This window comes from Nonomuraea sp. NPDC049649 (assembly GCF_040675175.1).
Taxonomy (GTDB): domain Bacteria; phylum Actinomycetota; class Actinomycetes; order Streptosporangiales; family Streptosporangiaceae; genus Nonomuraea.
On record NZ_JBFAOH010000011.1, the window covers coordinates 144,838 to 167,399 of the forward strand.

The following is a 22,562-nucleotide window of genomic DNA, read 5'->3' on the forward strand; positions in this document are numbered from 1 at the left end:
GGTGGCCGGCGGGCGGCCACCGGGACGGCCGGGTCAGAGACCCTGGGCCAGGCGGTAGTACGCCTGGTTCCAGCGGATCTCCTTGGCGAACTGGCGCGGGGTGGTGTCGGCGTCGATGACGAGGAGTTCGACGCCGAGCATCTCCGACAGGTCCGTCAGTTCCTCGACCCCGACGGCGGTGGTGAGCACCGTGTGGTGGGGGGCGCCCGCGGTGAGCCAGGACTCGGCCGAGGTGCGCAGGTTCGGGCGGGGCCGCCAGACGGCGCGGGCGACCGGGAGGCGCGGCAGCGGCTGCGGCGGCGCCACGACGTCGATCTCGTTGGCGACCAGCCGGAACCGGTCGCCCATGTCCGCCAGGCCGACGACGACCGCCGGCCCCGGTGCGGCGTCGAACACCAGCCGGACGGGGTCCTCGCGGTTGCCGATGCCGAGCGGGTGGATCTCGCACGACGGCGTCCCGGAGGCGATGGTCGGGCACACTTCGAGCATGTGCGCGCCGAGGATGAGTTCTTCGCCGGGCGTCAGGTGGTAGGTGTAGTCCTCCATGAACGAGGTGCCGCCGGGCGCCATCGCCTTGAGGGTGCGCAGCAGCACCGACGTCTTCCAGTCGCCTTCGCCGCCGAAGCCGTAGCCGTCGGCCATGAGCCGCTGCACGGCCAGGCCGGGGAGCTGGCGCAGCCCGCCGAGGTCCTCGAAGTTGGTGGTGAAGGCCTTGAAGCCGCCGCCCTCGAGGAAGTGGCGCAGGCCCAGCTCGATCCGGGCCGCGTAGCGCAGCGACTCGCGCCGTTCGCCGAGCAGCTCGGGCGCCACCCGGTAGAGCTCCTCGTACTCCTTGACCAGTTCGTCCACGTCGGAGTCGGCGGCGGCGTCGACGGCCTCGACCAGGTCGTTGACGCCGTAGGTGTTGACGGAGACGCCGAAGCGGAGCTGGGCCTCCACCTTGTCGCCCTCGGTGACGGCGACGTCGCGCATGTTGTCGCCGAACCGGGCCAGCTTGAGGGTCCGCAGCTCGGCCAGGCCGGTGGCGGCGCGCACCCAGGCGAGCACGCGCTCGGCCACGGCCGGGTCGCTGACGTGCCCGGCCACGGTCTTGCGGGCCACGCCGAGCCGGGTCTGGGCGTACCCGAACTCACGGTCGCCGTGGGCGGCCTGGTTGAGGTTCATGAAGTCCATGTCGATGGTCGCCCACGGCAGCTCCTGGTTGGCCTGCGTGTGCAGGTGGAGCAGCGGCTTGCGGAGCGCGTCCAGCCCGGCGATCCACATCTTGGCCGGGGAGAACGTGTGCATCCAGGCGATGACGCCGGCGCAGGTGTCGTCGGCGTTGGCCTCCAGCATGATCCGCCGGATGGCGGCGGCGTCCGTCAGGACCGGCTTCCACACCACGGGCATCGGCAGCGCCCCGGCGATGCGCTGCGACTGCTCGGCCACCTGCCGCAGCGTGTCCTCCCCGTACAGCCCTTGGCTGCCGGTCAGAAACCAGATGTTCAACGCGGGCTCCTCTGTCCGTAGACGTTCTGGTAGCGGTCGTAGAGGTGGTCGATGTGCTCCGGCTTGATCGGCAGGGGTTCGCCGAGCTGCCGGGCGACGTGGACGGTACGGGCGACGTCCTCGCACATCACGGCGGCCTTGACGGCGGCCTTGGGGTCCTTGCCGATGGTGAAGACGCCGTGGTTCTGCATGAGGACGGCGGGTGAGCGGTGCCCCTCGAGGGTGGCGACGATGCCCTGGCCGATGGAGTCGTCGCCGATCAGCGCGAACGGCCCCACCGGGATCTCGCCGCCGAACTCGTCGGCCATCGCGGTGAGCACGCACGGGATGGGCTCGCCGCGGGCCGCCCAGGCGGAGGCGTAGGTGGAGTGGGTGTGCACGACGCCGCCGACCTCGGGCATGTGGCGGTAGACGTAAGCGTGGGCGGCGGTGTCGCTGGAGGGGGCGTGGTCGCCTTCGACGAGGTTGCCGTCGAGGTCGCAGACGACCATGTTCTCCGGGGTCAGTTCGTCGTAGGCGACGCCGGAGGGCTTGATGACGAAGAGGTCCTCGCCGGGGATGCGGCCGGAGATGTTCCCGGCCGTCCAGGCGACGAGGTTGTAGCGGACCAGTTCCGCGTGGAGGGTCGCGACCTGGGTTCTCATGAGGCGGCCTCGTTCCTGATGGCGCGCAGGGTGTGCAGCATGCGTCCGTCTCCGAAGTGGTCGTGGAGGTTCTGGTATTCGGCGTAGAGGCGGTCGTAGGCGTCGGCTCTGGCCTGGTCGGGCACGTACGCGGCCTGGGTGCGCTTGCCCATGGCGGCGGCGGCCCGCTCGATGTCGGGGTAGGCGCCGGCGGCGACGGCGGCGTGGATGGCCGAGCCGAGGGCGGGGCCCTGGTCGGAGCCGATGGCGGAGAGGGGGCGGCGCAGCACGTCGGCGTAGACCTGCATGAGGAAGCTGTTCTTCAGCAGGCCGCCGGCGACGACGAACTCCCCGACCGGGACGCCGGCCCGTTCGAAGGTCTCGACGATCATGCGTGCGCCGAAGGCGGTGGACTCGATGAGCGCCCGGTAGACGTCCTCGGGCCGGGTGGCGAGGGTCTGGCCGACGATGACGCCGGACAGGTTGTGGTCGACGAGCACGGAGCGGTTGCCGCCGAACCAGTCGAGGGCGACCAGGCCGTGCTCGCCCACCGCCTGCTTCTCGGCGAGCGAGGTGAGGTATTCGTGGGCGTTCATGCCGAGGGCGGCGGCGGCCTCGGCGTACTCGGCGGGGAAGTGGGAGTCGGCGTACCAGGCGAAGATGTCGCCGACCGCGGACTGGCCGGCCTCGTACCCCCACAGGCCGGGGACGATGCCGTCGCGGACCACGCCGCACATGCCGGGCACCTCGGCGAGCTGGTCGCTGGGCATGATGTGGCAGGTGGAGGTGCCCATGATGGCGACCATCTGGCCGGGCCTGACGGCGTCGGCGGCGGCCGCGGTGACGTGCGCGTCGACGTTGCCGACGGCGACGGCGATGCCTTCGGGCAGGCCGGTCCAGGCGGCGGCCTCGGCGGTGAGGGTGCCGGCCAGGCCGCCGAGGGGGGCGAGGGTGACGCCGCCGATCTTCTCGCCGACCTGGCCGGTGGCGAGCTTGGCGGTGAAGCCGGCGAAGCCGGGGTTCAGCTCGGCCAGGAACTCCTCGGACGGGTAGGCCTCATCCTGAAAAATCCCCTTGTAGCCGGCGGTGCAGATGTTGCGGCTCTCCACCCCGGTGAGCTGCCAGATGATCCAGTCGGCGGCCTCGATCCACCGCTCGGCCCGGGCGTAGGTCTCGGGGTCCTCCTCCAGGACCTGCAGCGCCTTGGCGAACTGCCACTCGGAGGAGATCTTGCCGCCGTAGCGGGGCAGCCAGCGCTCGCCGCGCCGGGCCGCCAGCTCGTTGATCCGGTCGGCGTGCGGCTGGGCGGCGTGGTGCTTCCACAGCTTGGGCCAGGCGTGCGGCCGCTCGGGGGTCTGGGCGCAGAGGGGGGTGCCGTCGGCGGTGGCGGGCAGTACGGTGCAGGCGGTGAAGTCGGTGCCGATGCCGATCACGTCGCCGGCCTGGACTCCGGCGGCGGCGAGGGCGGCGGGCACGGCCTCGCGCAGCACGTCGATCCAGTCCTGCGGCGCTTGCAGGGCCCAGTCGGGGCCGAGCTTCAGGCCGGAGCCGGGCAGCTCGCGCTCGATGACGCCGTGCGCGTACTCGTGGACGGCGCTGCCCAGTTCGGCGCCGTCGGACACGCGGACGACGACGGCACGCCCGGACAGCGTGCCGAAGTCCACTCCGACCACGAATTTGTTAGCGTTCACACTGATCTCCAGGGGATGCGTACGGAGGCCTTGCATGCATTATCACGGCACCCGCGCAGCGGCGGCCGTGCTGGACCTGACGACGAACCCGGGCGGCACGACAAGTCGCTCGCACGTGTCCGCCCCCGCGTCGAGCTGCCGGAGCAGCACCTCGATGCAGTGCCTGCCCACCTGGTCGAAGTCCTGCCTGACCGTGGTGAGCGGGGGCGAGAAGAACGCCGACTCGGGGATGTCGTCGAAGCCCACGACGCTGATCTGGTCGGGTACCTTCACTCCTTCCTCCGAGAGCGCGCGCAGCACGCCCAGCGCCATCTGGTCGTTGGCCGCGAAGACGGCGGTGACGCCGTCCATCGCGGCCAGGATCCGGCCGGCCTCGTAGCCGGCGCGCGGGCTCCAGTCGCCGCGCAGCGGCTCGGGCACCGGCCGGCCCGCCTCCTCCAGCACCGACCGCCAGCCTTCCAGCCGCCCCTCGGTCTCCAGCCAGTCGGGCGGGCCGGTCACGTGGTGGACGGTCCGGTGGCCCAGCTCCAGCAGGTGCCGGGTGGCGAGCCGGGCGCCCTCGGCCTGGTCGATGCAGACCACCGAGACGTCGCCCCGCTGGGTGCCCTCGACCGCCACCGCGGGCGTGCCCGACGGCAGGCTCTCCAGCGCCGGGCCCGCCGAGCGCCGCGGCGCCACCACCACGATCCCGTCCACGCCCTGCTCGGACAGGTAGTCGATGGCGCCGCGGACGCTGTCGACGTCGAGCGTCTTCAGGCTCACGATGCTGACGAAGTAGCCGGCCGTCCGGGCCGCCTGCTCGATCCCGTAGATCGTGCTGGCGGGCCCGTAGAGGGTGGTGTCGAAGCTCACCACGCCGAGCATCCGCGACCGCTTGGTGACCAGCGCGCGGGCGGCCAGGTTACGGCGGTAGCCCAGCCTGCTGATCGCCGCCTCCACCCGGGCCCGGGTGTCGGGCCGCACGTTCGGATGATCGTTGAGCACCCGGGAGACCGTCTGGTGCGACACGCCGGCCTCCCTGGCCACGTCGGCCATCACCGGTGGCCGGCGCTTGGGTGACGCTCCCACGATCTCTCCTTTCGTACGGACGACTCGTACGGACGACTCTCGGCGATGCTCAGGCGGCGGCGCCCGCGCGGCGCTTGGTCCACACGTCGAAGGCGACGGCGGCCAGCAGCACCAGCCCCTTGACGAGCATGACCCGCTCGCTGGGCGAGCCGATGAGGGACATGCCGTTGTTGATCACGGCCATGATCAGGCCGCCGGTGACGGCTCCGACCACCTTGCCGACGCCGCCCTGGACGGCGGCGCCGCCGATGAAGGCCGCGGCGATGGCGTCCAGCTCGAACATGTTGCCCGCGGTGGGGCCCGCCTGGTTGAGCCGGCCGGCGAAGATGATGCCGGCGATGGAGGCCAGCACGCCCATGTTGACGAAGATCCAGAAGACGACCTTCTTGACCTTGACCCCGGACATGACGGCGGCCTGGAGGTTGCCGCCGATGGCGTAGATCTGCCGGCCGAACACGGTCTTGTTGGCCAGCAGCGAGTAGCCCAGCACCAGCACCGCGAGGAGCACCAGCACCCACGGCAGGTTCTTGAACCGGGCGAGCTGCACGACCAGGAAGAGGATGAGCGCGGACGCGGCGACCATCTTGAGCGCGAAGACCGCGATCGGCTCGACGGACTGGCCGTAGCCCGCCCGGGCGGCGCGGCTGCGCCACTGCGAGGCGACCATGCCGGCGATGGCGACCAGCGCCACCAGGAGGCTGAACAGGTCGGCGCCGCCGAGCGGGCCGAGGCCGATGTTGCCGAGGTAGCCGCTGGTGAACCCGTTGGCCAGGGTGCGGACCTGGTCGGGGAACGGGCCGATGCCCTGGTTGCCGAGGACGGTCAGGGTGAGCGCGCGGAACAGCAGCATGCCGGCCAGCGTGACGATGAACGCCGGGATGCCGAAGTAGGCCACCCAGTAGCCCTGCCAGGCGCCGATGGCGGCGCCGGCCGCGACCGTGATCAGCAGGGCCAGCGGCCATGCCACGCCCATGTTGACCATGAGCACGGCCGCGATGGCGCCGGTGACCGCCACCACCGAGCCGACCGACAGGTCGATGTGCCCGGCGATGATGACCAGGATCATCCCGATGGCGAGGATCAGGATGTAGGAGTTCTGAACGATGATGTTCGAGATGTTCTGCGGTGTGAGGAGAGCGCCGTCGGTGAGGATCGAGAAGAGCACGACGATCAGCGCGAAGGCGATGTAGATGCCGCTCGACCGCAGGTTGAGCGACATTCCGCCCAGAGAGACGCGGCCGGGCCGCTTGGGCTCTTCCGGTCCGCCGCCCTTGGCGCCGGCCTTGACGGCGGCGGGCGTGGTGCTGCTCATGTGGAGCTACTCCTGTCCCGTGGTCGTGGAATGGGTCATCAGTTGCATGAGGCGTTCCTGCGTGGCTTCCCGCCGCGGCAGTTCACCGGTGATCCGCCCCTCGGAGAGCGTGTAGACGCGGTCGCAGAGGCCCAGCAGCTCGGGCAGCTCCGAGGAGATCACGAGCACCGCCTTGCCCTCGTCGGCCAGGCGGTTGATGATCGTGTAGATCTCGTACTTGGCGCCGACGTCGATGCCCCGGGTCGGCTCGTCGAGGATGAGCACGTCGGGCTCGGTGAAGATCCACTTGGAGAGCACGACCTTCTGCTGGTTGCCGCCGCTCAGCTTGCCGACGACGCTCGACACGCTGGGGGCCTTGATGTTCATGCTCTTGTGGAAGCGCTCGGCGACCGCGTACTCCTCGTGCTCGTTCACCCAGCCGCGCCGCGCGAGCCCGCTCAGGCCGGCGGCGGAGACGTTGCGCTTGATGTCCTCGATGAGGTTGAGCCCGTAGCGCTTGCGGTCCTCGGTGGCGTAGGCGAGGCCGTGCTTGATCGCGTCCTGGACGTTGCGGATCTCGATGGGCCGGCCGTCCTTGTAGATCTTGCCCGAGATGTTCACCCCGTAGGTGCGGCCGAAGACGCTCATGGCCAGCTCGGTGCGGCCGGCGCCCATGAGCCCGGCCAGTCCCACGATCTCGCCCCGGCGCAGCGTGAGCGAGGCGCCGTCGACGACCTTGCGGCCGGGCTGGGTGGGGCTGTAGACGGTCCAGTCCTCGATGCGCAGCGCCTCTTCGCCGATGTTCGGCTCGTGCGGGGGGAAGCGGTTGTCGAGGGCCCGGCCGACCATCCCGGAGATGATCCGGTCCTCGGTCACCTCGTCGGTGGCCATGTCGAGCGTCTCGATCGTGCGCCCGTCGCGGATGATCGTGACGGAGTCGGCGATGTCGATGACCTCGTTCAGCTTGTGCGAGATGATCACGCAGGTGATGCCCTGGTCGCGCAGCCCGCGCAGCAGGTTGAGCAGGTGCGCGGAGTCGTCGTCGTTGAGGGCCGCGGTCGGCTCGTCGAGGATGAGCAGCTTCACCTCCTTCGACAGCGCCTTGGCGATCTCCACGAGCTGCTGCTTGCCGACGCCGACGTCGGAGACGACGGTGGTCGGGTTCTCCCGCAGGCCCACCCGCTCCATCAGCAGGCCGGCCTCGTAGTTGGTGCGGTTCCAGTCGATGAGGCCGCGCTTGGCGCGCTCGTTGCCGAGGAAGATGTTCTCCGCGATCGACAGCTGCGGGCTGAGCGCGAGCTCCTGGTGGATGATGACGATGCCGGAGCGCTCGCTGTCGCGGATGCCGCCGAAGGCGCAGCGCTGCCCGTCGAAGTGGATCTCGCCCTCGTACGTGCCGTGCGGGTAGACGCCGGAGAGCACCTTCATCAGCGTCGACTTGCCGGCGCCGTTCTCGCCGCAGATGGCGTGGATCTCACCGCGCCGCACGGACAGGTTGACGTCCTGCAGCGCCTTGACGCCGGGGAACGTCTTGGTGATCCCGGTCATCCGCAGAATGTGGTCGGTCATGTGTCGTGCCCCTCGGTCGGGGGCCCCGGGGGACGGGCCGTCCCCCGGGGCGCTGGTCCCTACTTGAGCTGGTCCTCGGTGTAGTAGTTGCCGCCGATGATGACCTCTTCGTAGTTGCTCTTGTCCACGATCACGGGCTCGAGCAGGTACGAGGGCACGACCTTGTTACCGTTGTCGTAGTCGGTCTCGTTGTTCACCTCGGGCTTCTCGCCCTTGAGCACGGCGTCGGCCATCTTGACGGTGACCTCGGCGAGCTTGCGGGTGTCCTTGAAGATCGTCGAGTACTGCTCGCCGGCGATGATCGACTTGACGGAGGCGAGCTCGGCGTCCTGGCCGGTCACGATCGGGTAGGGCTGGCCGCTGGTGCCGTAGCCGCTGCTCTTGAGCGCCGACAGGATGCCGATGGACAGGCCGTCGTACGGGGAGAGGACGCCGTCGACCTTGGTGTCACCGGTGTAGGTCTTGGTGAGGATGTCCTCCATGCGGCGCTGCGCGGTGGCCGGGTCCCAGCGCAGGATCGCGGCGGTCTTGAAGTCGGTCTGGCCGCTCTTGACCACGAGCGTGCCGTCGTCGATCTTCGGCTGGAGGACGGACATGGCGCCGTTCCAGAAGAACGTGGCGTTGTTGTCGTCGGGGGAGCCGCCGAACAGCTCGATGTTGAACGGGCCCTTCTCGCCCTTGTCCACGCCGAGGCCCTCCAGCAGGGAGGTGGCCTGCTGGACGCCGACCTTGAAGTTGTCGAAGGTGGCGTAGTAGTCGACGTTCGGGCTGTTGCGGATCAGCCGGTCATAGGAGATGACCGGGATGTCGTTGTCGGCGGCCTGCTGGAGCTGGGAAGTGAGCGCGGTGCCGTCGATCGAGGCCACGATCAGGAGCTTGGCGCCCTTGGTGATCTGGTTCTCGATCTGGTTGGCCTGGGTGGGGATGTCGTTCTCGGCGTACTGCAGGTCGACCTGGTAGCCGAGCTCTTCCAGCTGCTTCTTGACGTTGTCACCGTCGTGGATCCACCGCTCCGACGACTTCGTCGGCATGGTCACGCCGACGAGCGCTCCGGCGCTGCCGTCCGCTCCGGACGCCTCGGCGTCGACGGTCTTCTCGCTGGAGCCGCAGGCCGTCATGGTGGCGGCGAGCGCGATCGCGGCGACCGCGCCCCCGATCCGTCCCAACCTCATCGTTGTTTCTCCTTGCCTGAATGATCACGGCAGCGCGGAACGCCTTGGCTGCCCATGAGCGGTACGGTTCACACCAACGGGGGATGAACCGGAACAAAACTCTCGTAGTCCGCCTGGTGATTGTTATCGCTAACAACCACCATGTCAACGCCTGAGCGTAACCTCCCGATAACGTTCACATGGTCACTCCTCGCAGGTCAGGGGCGCGTCCGGGCCGAGAACAGGCGCTGCAGCAGGATGAAGACGAACAGCAGGAGGCCGATGACGATCTTGGTCCACCAGGAACTCAGCGTGCCCTCGAAACTGAGGATCGTCTGGATCAGGCCGAGCACCAGCACGCCCAGCACCGTGCCGAAGAGGAAGCCGCTCCCCCCGGTGAGCAGGGTGCCGCCGATGACGACCGCCGCGATCGCGTCCAGCTCCATGCCGACCGCGTGCAGCCCGTACCCGGAGAGCATGTAGAACGACAGCACCAGGCCGCCGAGCGCCGAGCAGAAGCCGGAGATCGTGTAGACCGCCACCTTCGTCCGGCCCACCGGCAGGCCCATGAGCAGCGCCGACTGCTCGCTGCCGCCGGTCGCGTACACCGCGCGGCCCAGCCGCGTGTAGTGCAGCACGTACGCGGCGGCCAGCACCACCACCGCCGCGATCACCACGCTCGGCGAGATCCACAGATCGCCGAACAGGTCGATCCTGGTCTGCGCGAACGCGGTGAACGTCGGGTCGGTGATCGGGATCGACTCGGTGCCGATCGTGTAGCAGAGCCCCCTGGCCAGGAACATCCCGGCCAGCGTGACGATGAACGGCTGGATGTCGAAGGCGTGGATCAGGTAGCCCATCACCAGGCCCAGGCCCGAGCCGACGAGCAGCACCAGCGGCACCACCACGTACGGCGGCCAGCCCGGCCCGGACATCAGGCTCGCCGCGATCATCGTGGACAGCGCCACCACCGAGCCCACCGACAGGTCGATGCCCCCGGTCAGGATCACGAACGTCATCCCGACGGCCACCACCAGCAGGAAGGCGTTGTCGATGAAGACGTTGAGCACGATCTGCCCGGTGGCGAAGCCGTCATAGCGGATCCCGCCCGCCACGAACATGGCGACGAACAGGCAGGCCGTCACCAGCACCGGCACGTACTTGGCGGGGATCGTCCGGCCACCGCCCAGGCTGAGCGTGGTCATGTGCTCACCCGTACCTTCTCCTCGGCCACCGGGCGGGGCGGCGCGGGCCGCCCGCGGCGGTGGAACACCTTGTCACGGAAGGCCTGCGACTGGATCAGGCAGACCGCGGTCACCACCAGCGCCTTGAACAGCAGCGTGGTCTCCGGCGGCACGCCGACGGAGTAGATCGTGGTGGTGAGCGTCTGGATGATCAGGGCACCGATCACCGTGCCGCCGAGCGAGAACCGGCCGCCCGCCAGCGAGGTGCCGCCGATCACCACGGCGAGGATGGCGTCCAGCTCGATCCAGAGGCCGGCGTTGTTGCCGTCGGCGCTGGACACGTTCGAGCTGATCATCAGCCCGGCCACGCCCGCGCAGAGGGCGGCGAACGCGTAGACCATGATGATGATCCCGCGCGACCGGATGCCGGCCAGCCGGCTCGCCTCGGCGTTGCCGCCGACCGACTCGATGAGCACGCCGAGCGCCAGCCGCCGCGTGAGGAACGCGGTGATGGCCAGCACGGCGAGCACGATGAGCACGCCGAACGGCACGGTCAGCAGGTAGCCGCCGCCGATGAGCTTGTAGCCGGGCTCGTTGACGGTGATGATCTGGCCGCCGGTGATGAGCTGGGCCAGGCCGCGCCCGGCCACCATGAGGATCAGCGTGGCGATGATCGGCTGGATGCCGACCGCCGCGACCAGGAACCCGTTCCAGGCGCCGAGCAGCATGGACAGCCCCAGCGCCAGCACCACGGCCACCAGCACGCCCTGCTCCTGGTCGATGAGCAGGCAGGCGAGCGCCCCGGCGATGGCCACGATCGAGCCGACCGACAGATCGATGCCGCCGGTCGCGATGACCAGCGTCATGCCCAGCGACACCAGGATCAGCGGCGCGCCGAACCGCAGGATGTCGATGAGGCTCCCGTACAGGTGGCCCTCGCGGAGCTGGATGGAGAAGAAGCCGGGCGTGAAGATCAGGTTGACCAGCAACAGCAGGGCCAGAGCGAGGATCGGCCAGAGCAGACGGCGCATCAGGTCCGCCCTCCGCTCGCGATGGTCTCCATGATCACGTCCTTGGTGAGGTCGTCGTCGTTGGGCAGCTCGGCGATCAGGCGGCGGTCGCGCAGCACCGCGACCTTGTGGCTGAGCCGCAGCACCTCCTCCAGTTCGGCGGAGATGAACAGCACCGCCACGCCGCCGCCGGACAGCTCGGCGACGAGCCGCTGGATCTCGGTCTTGGCGCCCACGTCGATGCCGCGGGTGGGCTCGTCCAGGATGAGCAGCCGCGGCTCCAGGATCAGCCAGCGGGCCAGCAGCACCTTCTGCTGGTTGCCGCCGCTGAGGTTGCGCACCGGGATCTCCGGGTCGGGCGGGCTGATCCGCAGCGCCTTGACGTACTTGCCGACCAGCTCGTCCTGCTGCTCGCGCGGCACCGGCCTGGCCCAGCCGCGGGTGGCCTGCAAGGCGAGGATGATGTTCTCGCGGACGGTGAGGTCCTCGATCAGGCCGTCGCGCTTGCGGTTCTCCGAGCAGAACGCGATCTTGTGGTTCATCGCGGCCCGGGGGGTGCGCAGCGAGACGGGTTCGCCCTTGATGGCGACCTGCCCGCCGCCGGCGTGGTCGGCGCCGAACAGCAGCCGGGCGACCTCGGTGCGCCCGGACCCGAGCAGCCCGGCGAGCCCGACCACCTGGCCTTCGTGGATGGTCAGCGTGAACGGCTCGATGGCGCCCGGCCGGCCCAGCCCGCGCGCCTCGACCAGCGGCTCGGCGACGCTGCCCGCCTCACCGTGCAGCTTGTCGAGCGCCTCCAGCTCCTGGCCGATCATCTTGGCGACCAGCTCGACCTGGCTGAGCTCGCTGGTGAGGTACTCCCCCACCAGCCGCCCGTTGCGCAGGATCGTCATCCGGTCGGTGATCTCGTACACCTGGTCCAGGAAGTGGGTGACGAACAGGATGGCGATGCCCTCGTCCTTGAGCCTGCGCATCACCCGGAAGAGCTGGCCCACCTCGTCGGCGTCGAGGCTGGAGGTGGGCTCGTCCAGGATGAGCACGCGGGCCTCGACGTCGAGCGCGCGGGCGATGGCCACCATCTGCTGGATGGCCAGCGAGTACGACGAGAGCGGCGCGGAGACGTCGAGGTCGAGCTCCAGCCGGGCCAGGAGGTCACGGGCGCGGGCCCGCATCCGCTTCCAGTCGATGCGGCCGAAGCGGCGCGGCTCGCGGCCGATGAGGATGTTCTCGGCCACCGACAGGTTCGTGCAGAGGTTGACCTCCTGGTAGACGGTGCTGATCCCGGCCTGCCGGGCCTCCAGCGGGCTGCCGAAGGCCACCGGTCTGCCGTCCAGCTCGATGGCGCCCTCGTCCACGCTGTGCACGCCGGTCAGCACCTTGATCAGGGTGGACTTGCCCGCGCCGTTCTCGCCCATGAGCGCGTGGACCTCGCCTGGCAGCAGGCGCAGGTCCACGCGGTCGAGGGCGCGCACGCCCGGGAACTGTTTGCCGATCCCGCTCATCCGCAGGACCGGCGCGGGTGCGTCCATGTGGCGCCCCCTCCCTTCCCGACCGGGCCGGCCGCGCGGCCGGCCCGGTCGTCAGCGGTCAGTACTGCCGGCTGGGCAGGGCCTCCTTGGCCTGCTCCTGCGTGAACGTGGTCTCCTCGGTGACGACGCGCTCGGGGACGCTCTCCCCCGCGACGACCTTCTTGGCCAGGTCCATCAGCTGGGGGCCAAGCAGCGGGGAGCACTCCACGATGAAGTTGATCTTCCCGTCGGCGAGGGCCTGCATCCCGTCCTTGACGGCGTCCACAGTGATGATCTTGATGTCCTGGCCGGGCACCTTGCCCGCGCCCTCGATGGCCTCGATCGCGCCCAGGCCCATGTCGTCGTTGTGGGCGTAGAGCACGTCGATGTCCGGGTGGGCCTTCAGGAAGGCCTCCATGACCTCCTTGCCCTTGGCCCGGGTGAAGTCGCCGGTCTGCGAGGCGATGATCTTGAACTTCGAATCCGCGCCGATGACCTCGGCGAAGCCCGCCTTGCGGTCGTTGGCCGGGGCCGAGCCGGTGGTGCCCTGCAGCTCGACGATGTTGACGGTGTCGGTGCTGTCCTTGTACTCCTCGACCAGCCACTGGCCGGCCTTCTTGCCCTCCTCGACGAAGTCCGAGCCGAGGAAGGTCCGGTAGAGGCTGGTGTCCGCCGAGTCCACGGCCCGGTCGGTCAGGATGACCGGGATGTTCGCGTCCTTGGCCTCCTTGAGCACGGTGTCCCAGCCGGACTCGACGACCGGCGAGAAGGCGATGACGTCCACCTTCTGCTGGATGTACGACCGGATCGCCTTGATCTGGTTCTCCTGCTTCTGCTGGGCGTCGGAGAACCGCAGGGTGATGCCCGCCTCCTTGGCGGCCTCCTCGATGGACTTGGTGTTCGCGGTGCGCCAGCCGCTCTCGGCGCCGACCTGCGAGAAGCCCATGACGATCGCGTCGTCGCCACCGCCTCCGGGAGCGCCTGCGTCCACGGAATCGCTGCCGCCCTGGGAGCCGCAGGCGGCCAGTGTCGCCGCCGCCATACCGGCGACGACGAGCATCGCAATTCTCTTCAACACGTGGGGGGTGTCCTTTCTTGTTGTGAACGCTAACACGGGGGATGTGCGAGCGCCTTCCTGACGGCGGCCGGGCTCAGGGCCCGGCCGTGCTGGCTCGGTGGACGAAGGTGGGCGGGACCACGAGCCGCTCGCTCGCCAGTGGCCCGCCGTTCTCGATCTGCCGGAGCAGCACCCCGATGCTCTGCCGTCCGACCGCGCCGAAGTCCTGTCTGATGGTGGTGAGCGGGGGCGAGAAGTACGCCGACTCCGGGATGTCGTCGAAACCGACGAGGCTCACGTCGCCGGGCACCCGCACCCCCTTCTCGATGAAGGCCCGCAGCACGCCCAGCGCCATCTGGTCGTTGGCCACGAAGACCGCGGTGACGCCGCTCATTCTGGCCAGGCTCTGCCCGGCCTCGTAGCCGGAGCGCGGGCTCCAGTCGCCCGCCAGCGGCTCGGGGACCTCCCGGCCGGCCTTCTCCAGCACGGACCGCCAGCCGGCGGCCCGGCCCTCGGCCTCCAGCCAGTCGCCGGGCCCGCGCACGTGCCAGACCGTCTCGTGGCCCAGGTCCAGCAGGTGCCGGGTGGCCATCCGGCCGCCCTCGACCTGGTCCACGCAGACGACCGGCACCTCGCCGGCCTCGCCGCCCTCGACCGCGACCACCGGGATGTCCAGCGGCAGGTCGACCAGCGCGCGGGCGGCCGACCGCTGCGGCGCGACCACCACGATGCCGTCGACGCCCTGGTCGGCCAGGTAGTCGAGGGCGTCGCGGACGCGGACCCGGTCGATGGACTTGAGGCTGACGATGCTGATGAAGTAACCGGCCGCCCTGGCCGCCTGCTCGATGCCGTACACCGTGCTGGCCGGGCCGTAGAGCGTGGTGTCGAAGCTGACCACGCCCAGCGTCCGGGAGTTCTTGGTGACCAGCGCGCGGGCGACGAGGTTGCGGCGGTAGCCCAGCTTGTCGATCGCCTCCAGCACCCGCATCCGGGTCTCGGTCCGCACATTGGGGTGGTCGTTCAGAACGCGCGAGACCGTCTGGTGGGAGACGCCGGCCTCTCGGGCCACGTCCGCCATCACCGGCGGGCGGCGTCCACGGTCAGCTCCCACGGCCGTGCTCCTTTCGGGCTTGGCACGACTGTGAACGTTAACAAGGCGGTCCGTCAAGGACCGGTTCGATTACGGTCGCGTCACGCGCCGGACTCTTGACGAGCTGCCGGAGGGCCCTTTAACTGATCGGTGTTAACGCTAAACCTCGGTTGTTAACGCTAACACCCCCCGACCCGAGGAGCTCCATGTTGCGACTCGCCACAGCCGTCCTGCTCCTCGCGGGACTGCTCACGGCGCCCGCGCACGCCCAGGCCGCGGAGCCGATCCCCGAAGGCGCTGCCGTCGACGGGTTCGACGGGCCCCCGCTCGGCCCCGGCTGGACCGTGCCGGCCCGCGACGACAGCCGCTGGTCGCTCACCGAGCAGCCCGGCGCGCTGCGCGTGCACGCCCTGCCCGGCGACACCTACCAGGACACCAACACGGCCAGGAACCTCTTCCTCATGGACATCCCGGCCGGCGACTTCGAGGTGGTCGCCGCCGTCCGCGCCCCGGTCACGCTGGACTTCCAGAGCGCCGGCATCCTGGCCTGGCAGGACTGGGACAACCACGTCCGGGCCTGTTCGCGCTGGCCGCGCAGAACGGCACCTCGTTCGCCGCCGACTTCGACTACTTCGCGGTCAAGGCGGCGCCGGGACAGCCGGTCGTGCCGGAGGGCATGTTCACGCTCCGGCACCAGGGCGAGGAGCGGTACCTGTCGGCCGACGCCGCCGACACGGTCCATGCGAGCGCGAAACCTCCGATGACTGGTCTCGCGCTCACCGCCGAGACCGACGGGCGGCTCAAGGACGCGGCGACCGGGAAGTACCTGGAGATCTCCCGCGACCGGGTCAGGCTCGGAACCACCGGATCGGTCTTCCGGCTCACCGACGCGGGCGGCGGCAAGGTCACCGTCAGCTCCGGCGACCGCCACCTCGCGGTCAGCCGGGGCAGATTGGTGACCGCGGCCGAGGGCGGCAGGTTCCGCGTCGAGGGCTACACGACCGGCGAGCTGACCGTCGACACCGCCGCGAAGGGCACGAAGGTCGGACCTCACCTGTACGGGGTCTTTTATGAGGACATCAACCACGGCGCCGACGGCGGGCTCTACGCGGAGCTGGTCCAGAACCGCTCGTTCGAGTTCGACCCGGCCGACGAGCCGAGCTATCACGGGCTGACCGCGTGGAGCGCGGTCGAGCGCGGCGGCACCGCCGCGGCGACGGTCTCCGGCGACCGGCCGCTGAACCCGGACAACCGCAACTACCTGCGCCTGGAGGTGACCGGCGGCCCGGCCGGGGTGCAGAACGCGGGCTTCAACAGCGGCCTGCCGCTGAAGCGGGGCGAGCGCTACGACCTGTCGTTCTGGGCCCGCCGCGACACGCCGGGCACGGTGACGGTCAGCGTGGAAAGCGGCTCGGCCACGTACGGGAAAACGACCGTCAAGGTGCGGGCGGGCGGCTGGACCAAGTATCGGGCCACGTTCCGCGCGACCGGCACCACCGACGCGGGCCGGCTCGTGCTGCTGGCGCCCGAGGGCCGGACCGACCTGGACATGGTCTCGCTCTTCCCTCGCGGCACCTTCAAGAACCGGCCGAACGGCATGCGCAAGGACCTGGCCGAGCTGATCGCCGAGCTGAAGCCACGCTTCCTGCGCTTCCCCGGCGGCTGCGTCACCAACGTCGGCACGTACGACCCGTACCGCGAGAACCTGGACCGGCGGCGCATCTACCAGTGGAAGGAGACGATCGGACCGGTCGAGGAGCGACCCACCAACTTCAACTTCTGGGGCTACAACCAGAGCTACGGGATCGGCTTCTACGAGTACTTCCAGTTCGCCGAGGACCTGGGGGCGGAGCCGCTGCCGGTGCTGTCGGTGGGCGTGAACGGCTGCGGCCAGGACCGGCCGCTGACCGACGAGGCCAAGCTGGACCGCTGGGTCCAGGACACGCTGGACCTGATCGAGTTCGCCAACGGGCCGGTCACCTCGACCTGGGGGAAGAAGCGGGCCGAGCTGGGGCATCCCAAGCCGTTCGGGATGAAGTACCTCGGGCTCGGGAACGAGGAGATCTATCCGGAGTTCTTCGACAACTACCCGAGGTTCGCCGACGCGGTGCGGGCGAAATATCCGGACATCAAGATCATCAGCAACTCGGGGACGACCTCGCAGGGCGCCTGGTTCGACCGCATGTGGGAGTTCGCCCGCGACCAGCAGGCCGACCTGGTCGACGAGCACTACTACAACAACCCCGACTGGTTCCTGACCAGCAACCGGCGCTACGACTCCTACGACCGTGAGGGCCCGAAGGTGTTCGTCGGCGAGTACGCCTCGCGCGGCAACACGTTCTTCAACGCGCTGTCGGAGGCGTCCTTCCTGACCGGCATCGAGCGCAACGCCGACGTGGTCGAACTGGCCGCCTACGCGCCGCTGCTGGCCAACGTCGACTACGTGGACTGGGCGCCGGACCTCATCTGGTTCGACAACGACGAGGCATACGGGTCGCCGAGTTATCACGTGCAGAAGCTGTTCTCGCGCAACGCCGGCGACACCGTGCTGCCGAGCACGTTCGAGGGCACCACCCGCCCGGTGGAGGACATCTCGGGCGCGGTCGGGCTGGCGTCCTGGAACACCTCGGTCCGGTACGACGACGTCAAGGTGACGGCAGCCGACGGGACCGTACTGCTGGAGGACGACTTCGCCGACGGCGCCGCGCGATGGCGGCCCGGCACCGTCGCCCTCGGCCGGGCGCGCGTCGGGCGGACGGCCACGGTCACCTCGCTGACCGGCGACCCCGCCGACGTGAACACCCTCGCCGAACCGGACCGGATCGCGCCGGTGGAGCACCGGGTGCCGGGCTTCTCCCGCTCGTTCACCTACGATTTCCCGGCCCACTCGGTCACGTTCATCCGGCTGAGCGGAGGCCGGTGAGCCGGGCGGCCCGGGCGGTGGCGCGCCGCCCGGACCGCCGGTCACATCCGGGCGGTGGAGTCCCTGATCACGAGCTTGCAGTCCATCTTGTGCACCCCCGGCGTCGCCTTGCCGCCGATCGCGGCGAACAGGTGCTGGGCCGCGGTGCGCCCCAGCCGCTCCAGGCTGGGGTCCACGGTGGTCAGCGGCGGCCTGGTCTCGGCGGCCAGCACCTCCCAGTTGTCGTAGCCGACCACCGCGAGGTCGTCGGGCACCCGCCGTCCCAGCTCGCGGGCCGCCTCCACGAACCCGGCCGCGATCTGGTCGCTGCCGCAGAACACCGCGTCCAGGTCGGGGGCGGTGTTCAGCAGCATCTCGGCGGCGTGCCGCCCCCACCGCTGCGACCACGTGCCCCAGAGCGTCTCACCGGCCTGCTCCACGCCCGCCTCGCCGAGCGCGGCGGCCAGCCCCTCGGCCCGGTCGCGGGCGGCCTTGTAGTCGGCCGGCCCGGTGACGTGGGCGATCCGGCGCCGCCCCAGCGCGAGCAGGTGGCGGGCCGCGAGCATCGCGCCGCCCACGTCGTCGGGGACGAACGAGACGTCCGCCGGATCTTCCGACGGCCCGTAGGCGTACACGACCGGCACCGGCAGGTCCTTGCTCACCGACGGCCGCGGGTTGGTGCTCTCGCCCACGACGATCAGCCCGTCGACGCGGCGCGACAGCAGCGCCCGCAGGTGGTGCTGCTCCCGGATCGCGTCGCCGCGGGCGTCGCAGAGCAGCACCGCCATCTCCCCCGCGCCGAACGCGTCCTCGGCGCCGAGCAGCACCGGGATGCTGAACCGCCCGGCGCTGTCGGAGGTGAGCAGCCCCACGGTGCGGGTCTGCCCGGACAGCAGCCCGCGCGCCAGCGGGCTCGGCTGGAAGGACAGCTCCTCGGCCGCCGCCAGCACCCGCTGGCGGGTCGAGGCCCGCACGTCCTGCCGCCCGTTCAGCGCTTTGGACGCCGTGGCGATCGACACCCCCGCCAGCGAGGCCACATCACTGATGGTCGCCCGCCTCATCGCCATCTCTCGAAACCCTTTTCTCTCCACGGACCAGCTAGAAGCGACCTTACACCGTTGACATGCCTCAGCGTTTCTTCTACGTTTTCCGAAAACCTTTCAGCTCGCGGGGAACCGGAGGAGTCACCATGAGACGACGGCTGACCGGAGCGGCCCCCCTCGCGCTGTTGACCCTCGCCGCCGACGTCATCTTCGTGCCCTACTACACCTCCCAAGGACTGTTCCTGGACCTCACCGACAAGATCGCGAGCCTGCCGTTCAAGGACGGCCTGGCCCCCACATGCGGCTCGGCACCCGCCAGTACACGCTGCCGCACACGCTCGACCCCGAGCAGGGACCGAAAACGCTTAAGGAGTTCGCCGAGCACGCCACCGCCGTCCAGGACGAGCTCGGCAAGGACGGCGAGGTGCACGGCACGTTCTTCGGTTCGTCACGCCGCTGGTGCTGGTGTTCTGGATGTCGCTGAACCGCTGGCCGCTGCTGGGGCAGGCGGCGTTCAACAGGCCGGACAACCACACGAAGATCGCCGGGTTCAACATGCTGATCCTCAGCGTCACCGGCTCCCCGCTCGCCTTCGACCAGTTCTTCATCTTCACCAACGGCGGCCCGGACAACAGCACGGTGTCGATGGTGATGGTGATCTACCGGGCCGCGTTCTTCCGCTTCGACCTCGGCGGCGCGGCGGCCATGTCGGTGGTGCTGCCGCTCGCGCTGGTCGGGCTGTGCCGTGGTCAGCATGACGTCGCGCACCATGGGCGCGATCGACTACGGCATGCTCCAGGCCGGCGTCATGGTCATGGCCGTCCCCTGTCTCATCCTGTTCGTCGTGCTGCAGCGCCACTACGTGCGCGGATTCATGTCAGGAGCTCTGCGTGGCTAACCCTGTCCTGCCCTCTTCGGGCGTGCTCTCCCCTCTCGGCCTCGACGCGGTACGGATCTCGCCCGGTTTCTGGGGAGACCGGGCGGCGCTCAACCGCGAGGTCACGATCGCGCACTGCCAGGAATGGATGGAACGGACCGGCTGGATCGGCAACTTCCGGGGGCAGCGCCCGCGCCGGGGCCGCGAGTTCTCCGACTCGGAGATCTACAAGCTGCTGGAGGCGATGGCCTGGGCGGACCATCCGGCGCTGCCCGAGCTGGCCGAGACCGTCGCCCGCGCCCAGGAGGGCGACGGCTACCTCAACACCCGCTGGAGCGGCAGCCGCTACACCGACCTGGAGTGGGGCCACGAGCTCTACTGCTACGGCCACCTCATCCAGGCGGGCGTGGCCCGGCTGCGCACGCACGGCGAGGACACCCTCACCCGGACGGCGGTGCGCGCCGCCGACCACGTGTGCCGCCGCTTCATGGAGGGCACGCAGACCGACGGCCATCCCGTGATCGAGATGGCGCTGGTGGAGCTCTACCGGGTCACCGGCGCCGAACGCTACCTGGAGATGGCCCGCCGGTTCGTCGCCCGCCGCGGGCTGCCCTCTCTCGGGGAGATCCATCTCGGGCGCGCATACTTCCAGGACGACGTTCCCGTACGGCAGGCTCAGGCGTTCCGCGGGCACGCGGTGCGCGCGCTCTACCTCGCGTGCGGCGCGGTCGACGTGGCGGTGGAGACCGGCGACGAGGAGCTGCTGAAGGCCGTCGAGTCCCAGTGGGAGCGGACGGTGGCCCGGCGCACCCACCTGACCGGCGGCATGGGCTCGCGGCACGCGGGCGAGTCGTTCGGCGACGACTACGAGCTGCCGCCGGACCGGGCCTACTCCGAGACGTGCGCGGGCATCGCCTCGATCATGCTGTCGCACCGGCTGCTGCTGGCCACCGGCGACGCCCGCTACGCCGACCTGGCCGAGCGGACCCTGCACAACGTGCTGGCCACCGGGGTGGCGCTGGACGGGCGGTCGTTCTCCTACGTCAACCCGCTGGCGGTGCGGGTCCCGGCGGAGACCCCGGACGGGATGGTCAGCCACGCGGCGGAGGGCGGGCCGCGCTCGCCGTGGTTCGACGTGTCGTGCTGCCCCAGCAACATCGCCCGCACGCTGGCGTCGGTGGCGGCGTACGTGGCGACCTCCTCCGGCGACGGGGTGCGGATCGACCAGTACACGCCGAGCGAGATCAGCCACGGCGGGCTGCGGCTGCGGGTGGAGACCGGCTACCCGTGGACGGGCACCGTGCGGGTCCGGGTCCTGGAGGGCGGCGCGGGCCGGATCTCGCTCCGCGTCCCCGTCTGGGCCTCCTCGGCGACGCTCACCTCGTCCCCCGGCGAGAGCCGGGCCGTCGCGCCCGGGTACGCGGGCGCCGAGAGGGAGTGGCGGCCCGGCGACGAGTTGGTGCTGGAGCTGCCGATGGAGCCCCGCTGGACCTACCCGGACCGGCGGGTCGACGCGCTGCGCGGCTGCGTCGCGGTCGAGCGGGGACCGCTGGTGTACTGCGCCGAAGCGGCCGGGGACGAGCCGCCGCTCGCCGAGGTCGCCGTCCGCCCCGGCTCGGCGCTGACCGAGCGGACCGGCGGCGAGGTGGTGGAGCTGGAGACGGAGGCCGTGCTCGGCGCCTCCGCGGCAAGCGCCTGGCCGTACGGAAGCGCCCCCGACGGGTGGCACGGATCCCACGGTGCCGGGCCCGGGGCGGCACTGCGGCTGATCCCCTACCACCGCTGGGGCAACCGCGGCCCGGCCACCATGCGCGTCTGGCTCCCCGTGGCCGGGGAGCCGTCAGGCTGACGTGGGGAGACCGGCTCCCGGGGCGTCCGGGGGCCGGTCTTCGGCCGAGCGCGCCACAGGATAGGACTTTCCCGGCTTAACACGTACGATCGGGAACATGTTCTTCGAACCGCCACCGACGCAGGAAGATTTAACCGGTCCTCCGCACCCGTCCCTCCCCGCCTGGCTCGCCCCGCCGGCGACGGAGCTGGGCACGTCGATGGCGATCGACCGGGTGCTGGTCCACAACTCCACCGTCGCCGTCGCCCTGTCGACGGTCCGCGCGTACTCCACCGGCTGCCTGCTGAACGTGGAGGTCGTGCTCCGCCAGAACGGCCTCTCCCCCGACGCCTTCTGGGACCTCCAGATGTCGCTCTACCCGCTGGCCCGCATCCGGTCCACGGGCGGCGACCGGCTGCCCGACAAGCTGCTCAGGTTCGGCGTCCGCTACGCCGACGGCACCAAGGCCACCACGGTCGCCGCGAACGCCGACCCCGCGGGCGAGCCGCCGAAGGACACCCGGCTCTCCTGGCTCCCGGGCGGCAGCACCCTGCGCAGCGGCCGCGATCTCGGCATCCACGAGGTCGCCCTCTGGCTGTGGCCGGTGCCCCCGGCGGAGCCCTTCGAGTTCGCCGTCGAGTGGCCCGTCGGCGGGGTCGGCCTGACCATCGTCGAGCTCGACGGCGCGCCCATCGCCTCCGCCGCCCGCCGCTCGACGACCTACTGGCCCAGCCCGTAGGAGATCAGGAACGCAGCCGCGACCAGAGCGCCCCGGCCGGCAGGGCGGCGCCGATCCAGCAGAACGGCGCCAGATGCGGAGCCGGGAAGGCCACCGGGATCGAGATCAGGAAGAAAGCCGGCACGACCGCGATGTCGGCGGACGTCCGCGCCACCCGCGGCCGGGGCAGGTCACGGCTGTGCGCGATCCAGAACCGGCCGATCACGGCGAAGCTCAGCGCGGCGCTGCCCAGGATCGGCAGCAGTCCCTCCAGGTGCGCGCCGAGCTCCTCGGGCGACAGCCCGGGAGGCACGTCGAGCCCCAGGACGAGGATGGTGATCGCGATGGCGAACACCCCGTCGCTGAAGGCCGGCAGCCTGCCCAGGTCCGCCCGCCCGGCCTCCAGGTCGTCCTCGCCTTTCATGGCTCCGGTGTAACAGCCGGGACCCGGCGGGGCACGGACG

General features: G+C 70.4%; 20 protein-coding genes. 6 read left to right on the plus strand and 14 right to left on the minus strand.

Going from position 1 to position 22,562, the window contains the following annotated elements:
• Positions 1-33 precede the first annotated feature (33 nt).
• The 12 genes from araA to AB0J42_RS17360 form a co-directional block, all read right to left on the minus strand.
• Positions 34-1,488, minus strand: coding sequence for an L-arabinose isomerase (gene araA / locus AB0J42_RS17305; RefSeq protein ID WP_364295062.1), 1,455 nt, complete (start codon positions 1,486-1,488; stop codon positions 34-36).
• The gene (locus AB0J42_RS17310) at positions 1,485-2,132 is read right to left on the minus strand and encodes an L-ribulose-5-phosphate 4-epimerase (protein WP_364295065.1); all 648 of its coding nucleotides are present in this window, start codon (positions 2,130-2,132) and stop codon (positions 1,485-1,487) included. The genes araA and AB0J42_RS17310 overlap by 4 nt, the downstream gene beginning before the upstream one ends.
• On the minus strand, positions 2,129-3,838 hold the full coding sequence (gene araB, locus AB0J42_RS17315) for a ribulokinase (protein WP_364295068.1): 1,710 nt from the start codon (positions 3,836-3,838) through the stop codon (positions 2,129-2,131). Before araB ends, AB0J42_RS17310 begins: the two co-directional genes overlap by 4 nt.
• Before the next feature lie 6 nt (positions 3,839-3,844).
• Entirely contained in the window at positions 3,845-4,837 is a 993-nt protein-coding gene (locus AB0J42_RS17320; protein ID WP_364295244.1) for a LacI family DNA-binding transcriptional regulator, read from the minus strand.
• 82 nt (positions 4,838-4,919) lie between these two features.
• Positions 4,920-6,182: a multiple monosaccharide ABC transporter permease gene (mmsB, locus tag AB0J42_RS17325; protein ID WP_364295071.1), complete on the minus strand. Its 1,263-nt coding sequence runs from the start codon at positions 6,180-6,182 to the stop codon at positions 4,920-4,922.
• Positions 6,183-6,188: 6 nt separating this feature from the next.
• Positions 6,189-7,730 (minus strand): multiple monosaccharide ABC transporter ATP-binding protein, encoded by a 1,542-nt coding sequence (gene mmsA / locus AB0J42_RS17330; RefSeq protein WP_364295074.1) that lies wholly within the window; start codon positions 7,728-7,730, stop codon positions 6,189-6,191.
• Between the two features lie 59 nt (positions 7,731-7,789).
• Positions 7,790-8,902: a multiple monosaccharide ABC transporter substrate-binding protein gene (gene chvE / locus AB0J42_RS17335; RefSeq protein ID WP_364295077.1), complete on the minus strand. Its 1,113-nt coding sequence runs from the start codon at positions 8,900-8,902 to the stop codon at positions 7,790-7,792.
• Between the two features lie 197 nt (positions 8,903-9,099).
• On the minus strand, positions 9,100-10,086 hold the full coding sequence (gene yjfF / locus AB0J42_RS17340) for a galactofuranose ABC transporter, permease protein YjfF (RefSeq protein WP_364295080.1): 987 nt from the start codon (positions 10,084-10,086) through the stop codon (positions 9,100-9,102).
• Positions 10,083-11,096: an ABC transporter permease gene (locus tag AB0J42_RS17345; protein WP_364295083.1), complete on the minus strand. Its 1,014-nt coding sequence runs from the start codon at positions 11,094-11,096 to the stop codon at positions 10,083-10,085. The genes yjfF and AB0J42_RS17345 overlap by 4 nt, the downstream gene beginning before the upstream one ends.
• Positions 11,096-12,604: a sugar ABC transporter ATP-binding protein gene (locus AB0J42_RS17350; protein WP_364295086.1), complete on the minus strand. Its 1,509-nt coding sequence runs from the start codon at positions 12,602-12,604 to the stop codon at positions 11,096-11,098. The genes AB0J42_RS17345 and AB0J42_RS17350 overlap by 1 nt, the downstream gene beginning before the upstream one ends.
• Positions 12,605-12,662: 58 nt before the next feature.
• A complete protein-coding gene (locus AB0J42_RS17355; protein ID WP_364295089.1) occupies positions 12,663-13,661 on the minus strand; it encodes an ABC transporter substrate-binding protein in 999 nt (332 codons plus the stop codon).
• Positions 13,662-13,734: 73 nt separating this feature from the next.
• Positions 13,735-14,718: a LacI family DNA-binding transcriptional regulator gene (locus AB0J42_RS17360; protein WP_364295247.1), complete on the minus strand. Its 984-nt coding sequence runs from the start codon at positions 14,716-14,718 to the stop codon at positions 13,735-13,737.
• A gap of 218 nt (positions 14,719-14,936) precedes the next feature.
• Between AB0J42_RS17360 and AB0J42_RS17365 the strand changes: the two genes are divergently transcribed.
• Together AB0J42_RS17365 and AB0J42_RS17370 are read left to right on the plus strand one after the other, a co-directional pair.
• Complete coding sequence (locus AB0J42_RS17365; protein ID WP_364295092.1) at positions 14,937-15,494, plus strand: hypothetical protein; 558 nt, start codon at positions 14,937-14,939, stop codon at positions 15,492-15,494.
• Complete coding sequence (locus AB0J42_RS17370; protein WP_364295095.1) at positions 15,407-17,653, plus strand: alpha-L-arabinofuranosidase C-terminal domain-containing protein; 2,247 nt, start codon at positions 15,407-15,409, stop codon at positions 17,651-17,653. The genes AB0J42_RS17365 and AB0J42_RS17370 overlap by 88 nt, the downstream gene beginning before the upstream one ends.
• A gap of 41 nt (positions 17,654-17,694) precedes the next feature.
• Here AB0J42_RS17370 and AB0J42_RS17375 read toward each other — a convergent pair whose 3' ends face one another.
• The gene (locus AB0J42_RS17375; RefSeq protein WP_364295098.1) at positions 17,695-18,699 is read right to left on the minus strand and encodes a LacI family DNA-binding transcriptional regulator; all 1,005 of its coding nucleotides are present in this window, start codon (positions 18,697-18,699) and stop codon (positions 17,695-17,697) included.
• 274 nt (positions 18,700-18,973) lie between these two features.
• On the opposite strand from AB0J42_RS17375, the gene AB0J42_RS17380 reads away from it, so the two are divergent.
• The 4 genes from AB0J42_RS17380 to AB0J42_RS17395 all read left to right on the plus strand — a co-directional run bounded on the left by AB0J42_RS17380 (position 18,974) and on the right by AB0J42_RS17395 (position 22,119).
• Positions 18,974-19,159, plus strand: a complete 186-nt coding sequence (locus tag AB0J42_RS17380) for a hypothetical protein (RefSeq protein WP_364295100.1) — start codon at positions 18,974-18,976, stop codon at positions 19,157-19,159.
• A gap of 270 nt (positions 19,160-19,429) precedes the next feature.
• On the plus strand, positions 19,430-19,573 hold the full coding sequence (locus AB0J42_RS17385) for a hypothetical protein (RefSeq protein WP_364295102.1): 144 nt from the start codon (positions 19,430-19,432) through the stop codon (positions 19,571-19,573).
• Positions 19,566-21,401: a beta-L-arabinofuranosidase domain-containing protein gene (locus AB0J42_RS17390; protein ID WP_364295105.1), complete on the plus strand. Its 1,836-nt coding sequence runs from the start codon at positions 19,566-19,568 to the stop codon at positions 21,399-21,401. Before AB0J42_RS17385 ends, AB0J42_RS17390 begins: the two co-directional genes overlap by 8 nt.
• A 97-nt stretch (positions 21,402-21,498) precedes the next feature.
• Positions 21,499-22,119: a hypothetical protein gene (locus AB0J42_RS17395; RefSeq protein WP_364295108.1), complete on the plus strand. Its 621-nt coding sequence runs from the start codon at positions 21,499-21,501 to the stop codon at positions 22,117-22,119.
• Positions 22,120-22,123: 4 nt separating this feature from the next.
• Here the strand turns inward: AB0J42_RS17395 and AB0J42_RS17400 are convergent, their stop codons facing one another.
• Positions 22,124-22,522 carry a TMEM175 family protein gene (locus tag AB0J42_RS17400; protein ID WP_364295111.1) on the minus strand — a complete coding sequence of 133 codons (399 nt, stop codon included), beginning with the start codon at positions 22,520-22,522 and terminating at the stop codon, positions 22,124-22,126.
• Positions 22,523-22,562 lie beyond the last annotated feature (40 nt).

Coding starts and splice junctions, on each gene's coding strand:
- AB0J42_RS17400 (WP_364295111.1), bottom strand. CDS start 22,522: ATGAAAGGCGAGGACGACCTGGAGGCCGGGCGGGCGGACCTGGGCAGG.
- araB (WP_364295068.1), bottom strand. CDS start 3,838: ATGCAAGGCCTCCGTACGCATCCCCTGGAGATCAGTGTGAACGCTAAC.
- mmsA (WP_364295074.1), bottom strand. CDS start 7,730: ATGACCGACCACATTCTGCGGATGACCGGGATCACCAAGACGTTCCCC.
- AB0J42_RS17350 (WP_364295086.1), bottom strand. CDS start 12,604: ATGGACGCACCCGCGCCGGTCCTGCGGATGAGCGGGATCGGCAAACAG.
- AB0J42_RS17395 (WP_364295108.1), top strand. CDS start 21,499: ATGTTCTTCGAACCGCCACCGACGCAGGAAGATTTAACCGGTCCTCCG.
- chvE (WP_364295077.1), bottom strand. CDS start 8,902: ATGAGGTTGGGACGGATCGGGGGCGCGGTCGCCGCGATCGCGCTCGCC.
- AB0J42_RS17320 (WP_364295244.1), bottom strand. CDS start 4,837: ATGGCCGACGTGGCCAGGGAGGCCGGCGTGTCGCACCAGACGGTCTCC.
- AB0J42_RS17345 (WP_364295083.1), bottom strand. CDS start 11,096: ATGCGCCGTCTGCTCTGGCCGATCCTCGCTCTGGCCCTGCTGTTGCTG.
- AB0J42_RS17385 (WP_364295102.1), top strand. CDS start 19,430: ATGACGTCGCGCACCATGGGCGCGATCGACTACGGCATGCTCCAGGCC.
- AB0J42_RS17380 (WP_364295100.1), top strand. CDS start 18,974: ATGCGGCTCGGCACCCGCCAGTACACGCTGCCGCACACGCTCGACCCC.
- AB0J42_RS17375 (WP_364295098.1), bottom strand. CDS start 18,699: ATGGCGATGAGGCGGGCGACCATCAGTGATGTGGCCTCGCTGGCGGGG.
- AB0J42_RS17360 (WP_364295247.1), bottom strand. CDS start 14,718: ATGGCGGACGTGGCCCGAGAGGCCGGCGTCTCCCACCAGACGGTCTCG.
- AB0J42_RS17310 (WP_364295065.1), bottom strand. CDS start 2,132: ATGAGAACCCAGGTCGCGACCCTCCACGCGGAACTGGTCCGCTACAAC.
- mmsB (WP_364295071.1), bottom strand. CDS start 6,182: ATGAGCAGCACCACGCCCGCCGCCGTCAAGGCCGGCGCCAAGGGCGGC.
- yjfF (WP_364295080.1), bottom strand. CDS start 10,086: ATGACCACGCTCAGCCTGGGCGGTGGCCGGACGATCCCCGCCAAGTAC.
- AB0J42_RS17370 (WP_364295095.1), top strand. CDS start 15,407: ATGTTCACGCTCCGGCACCAGGGCGAGGAGCGGTACCTGTCGGCCGAC.
- AB0J42_RS17365 (WP_364295092.1), top strand. CDS start 14,937: ATGTTGCGACTCGCCACAGCCGTCCTGCTCCTCGCGGGACTGCTCACG.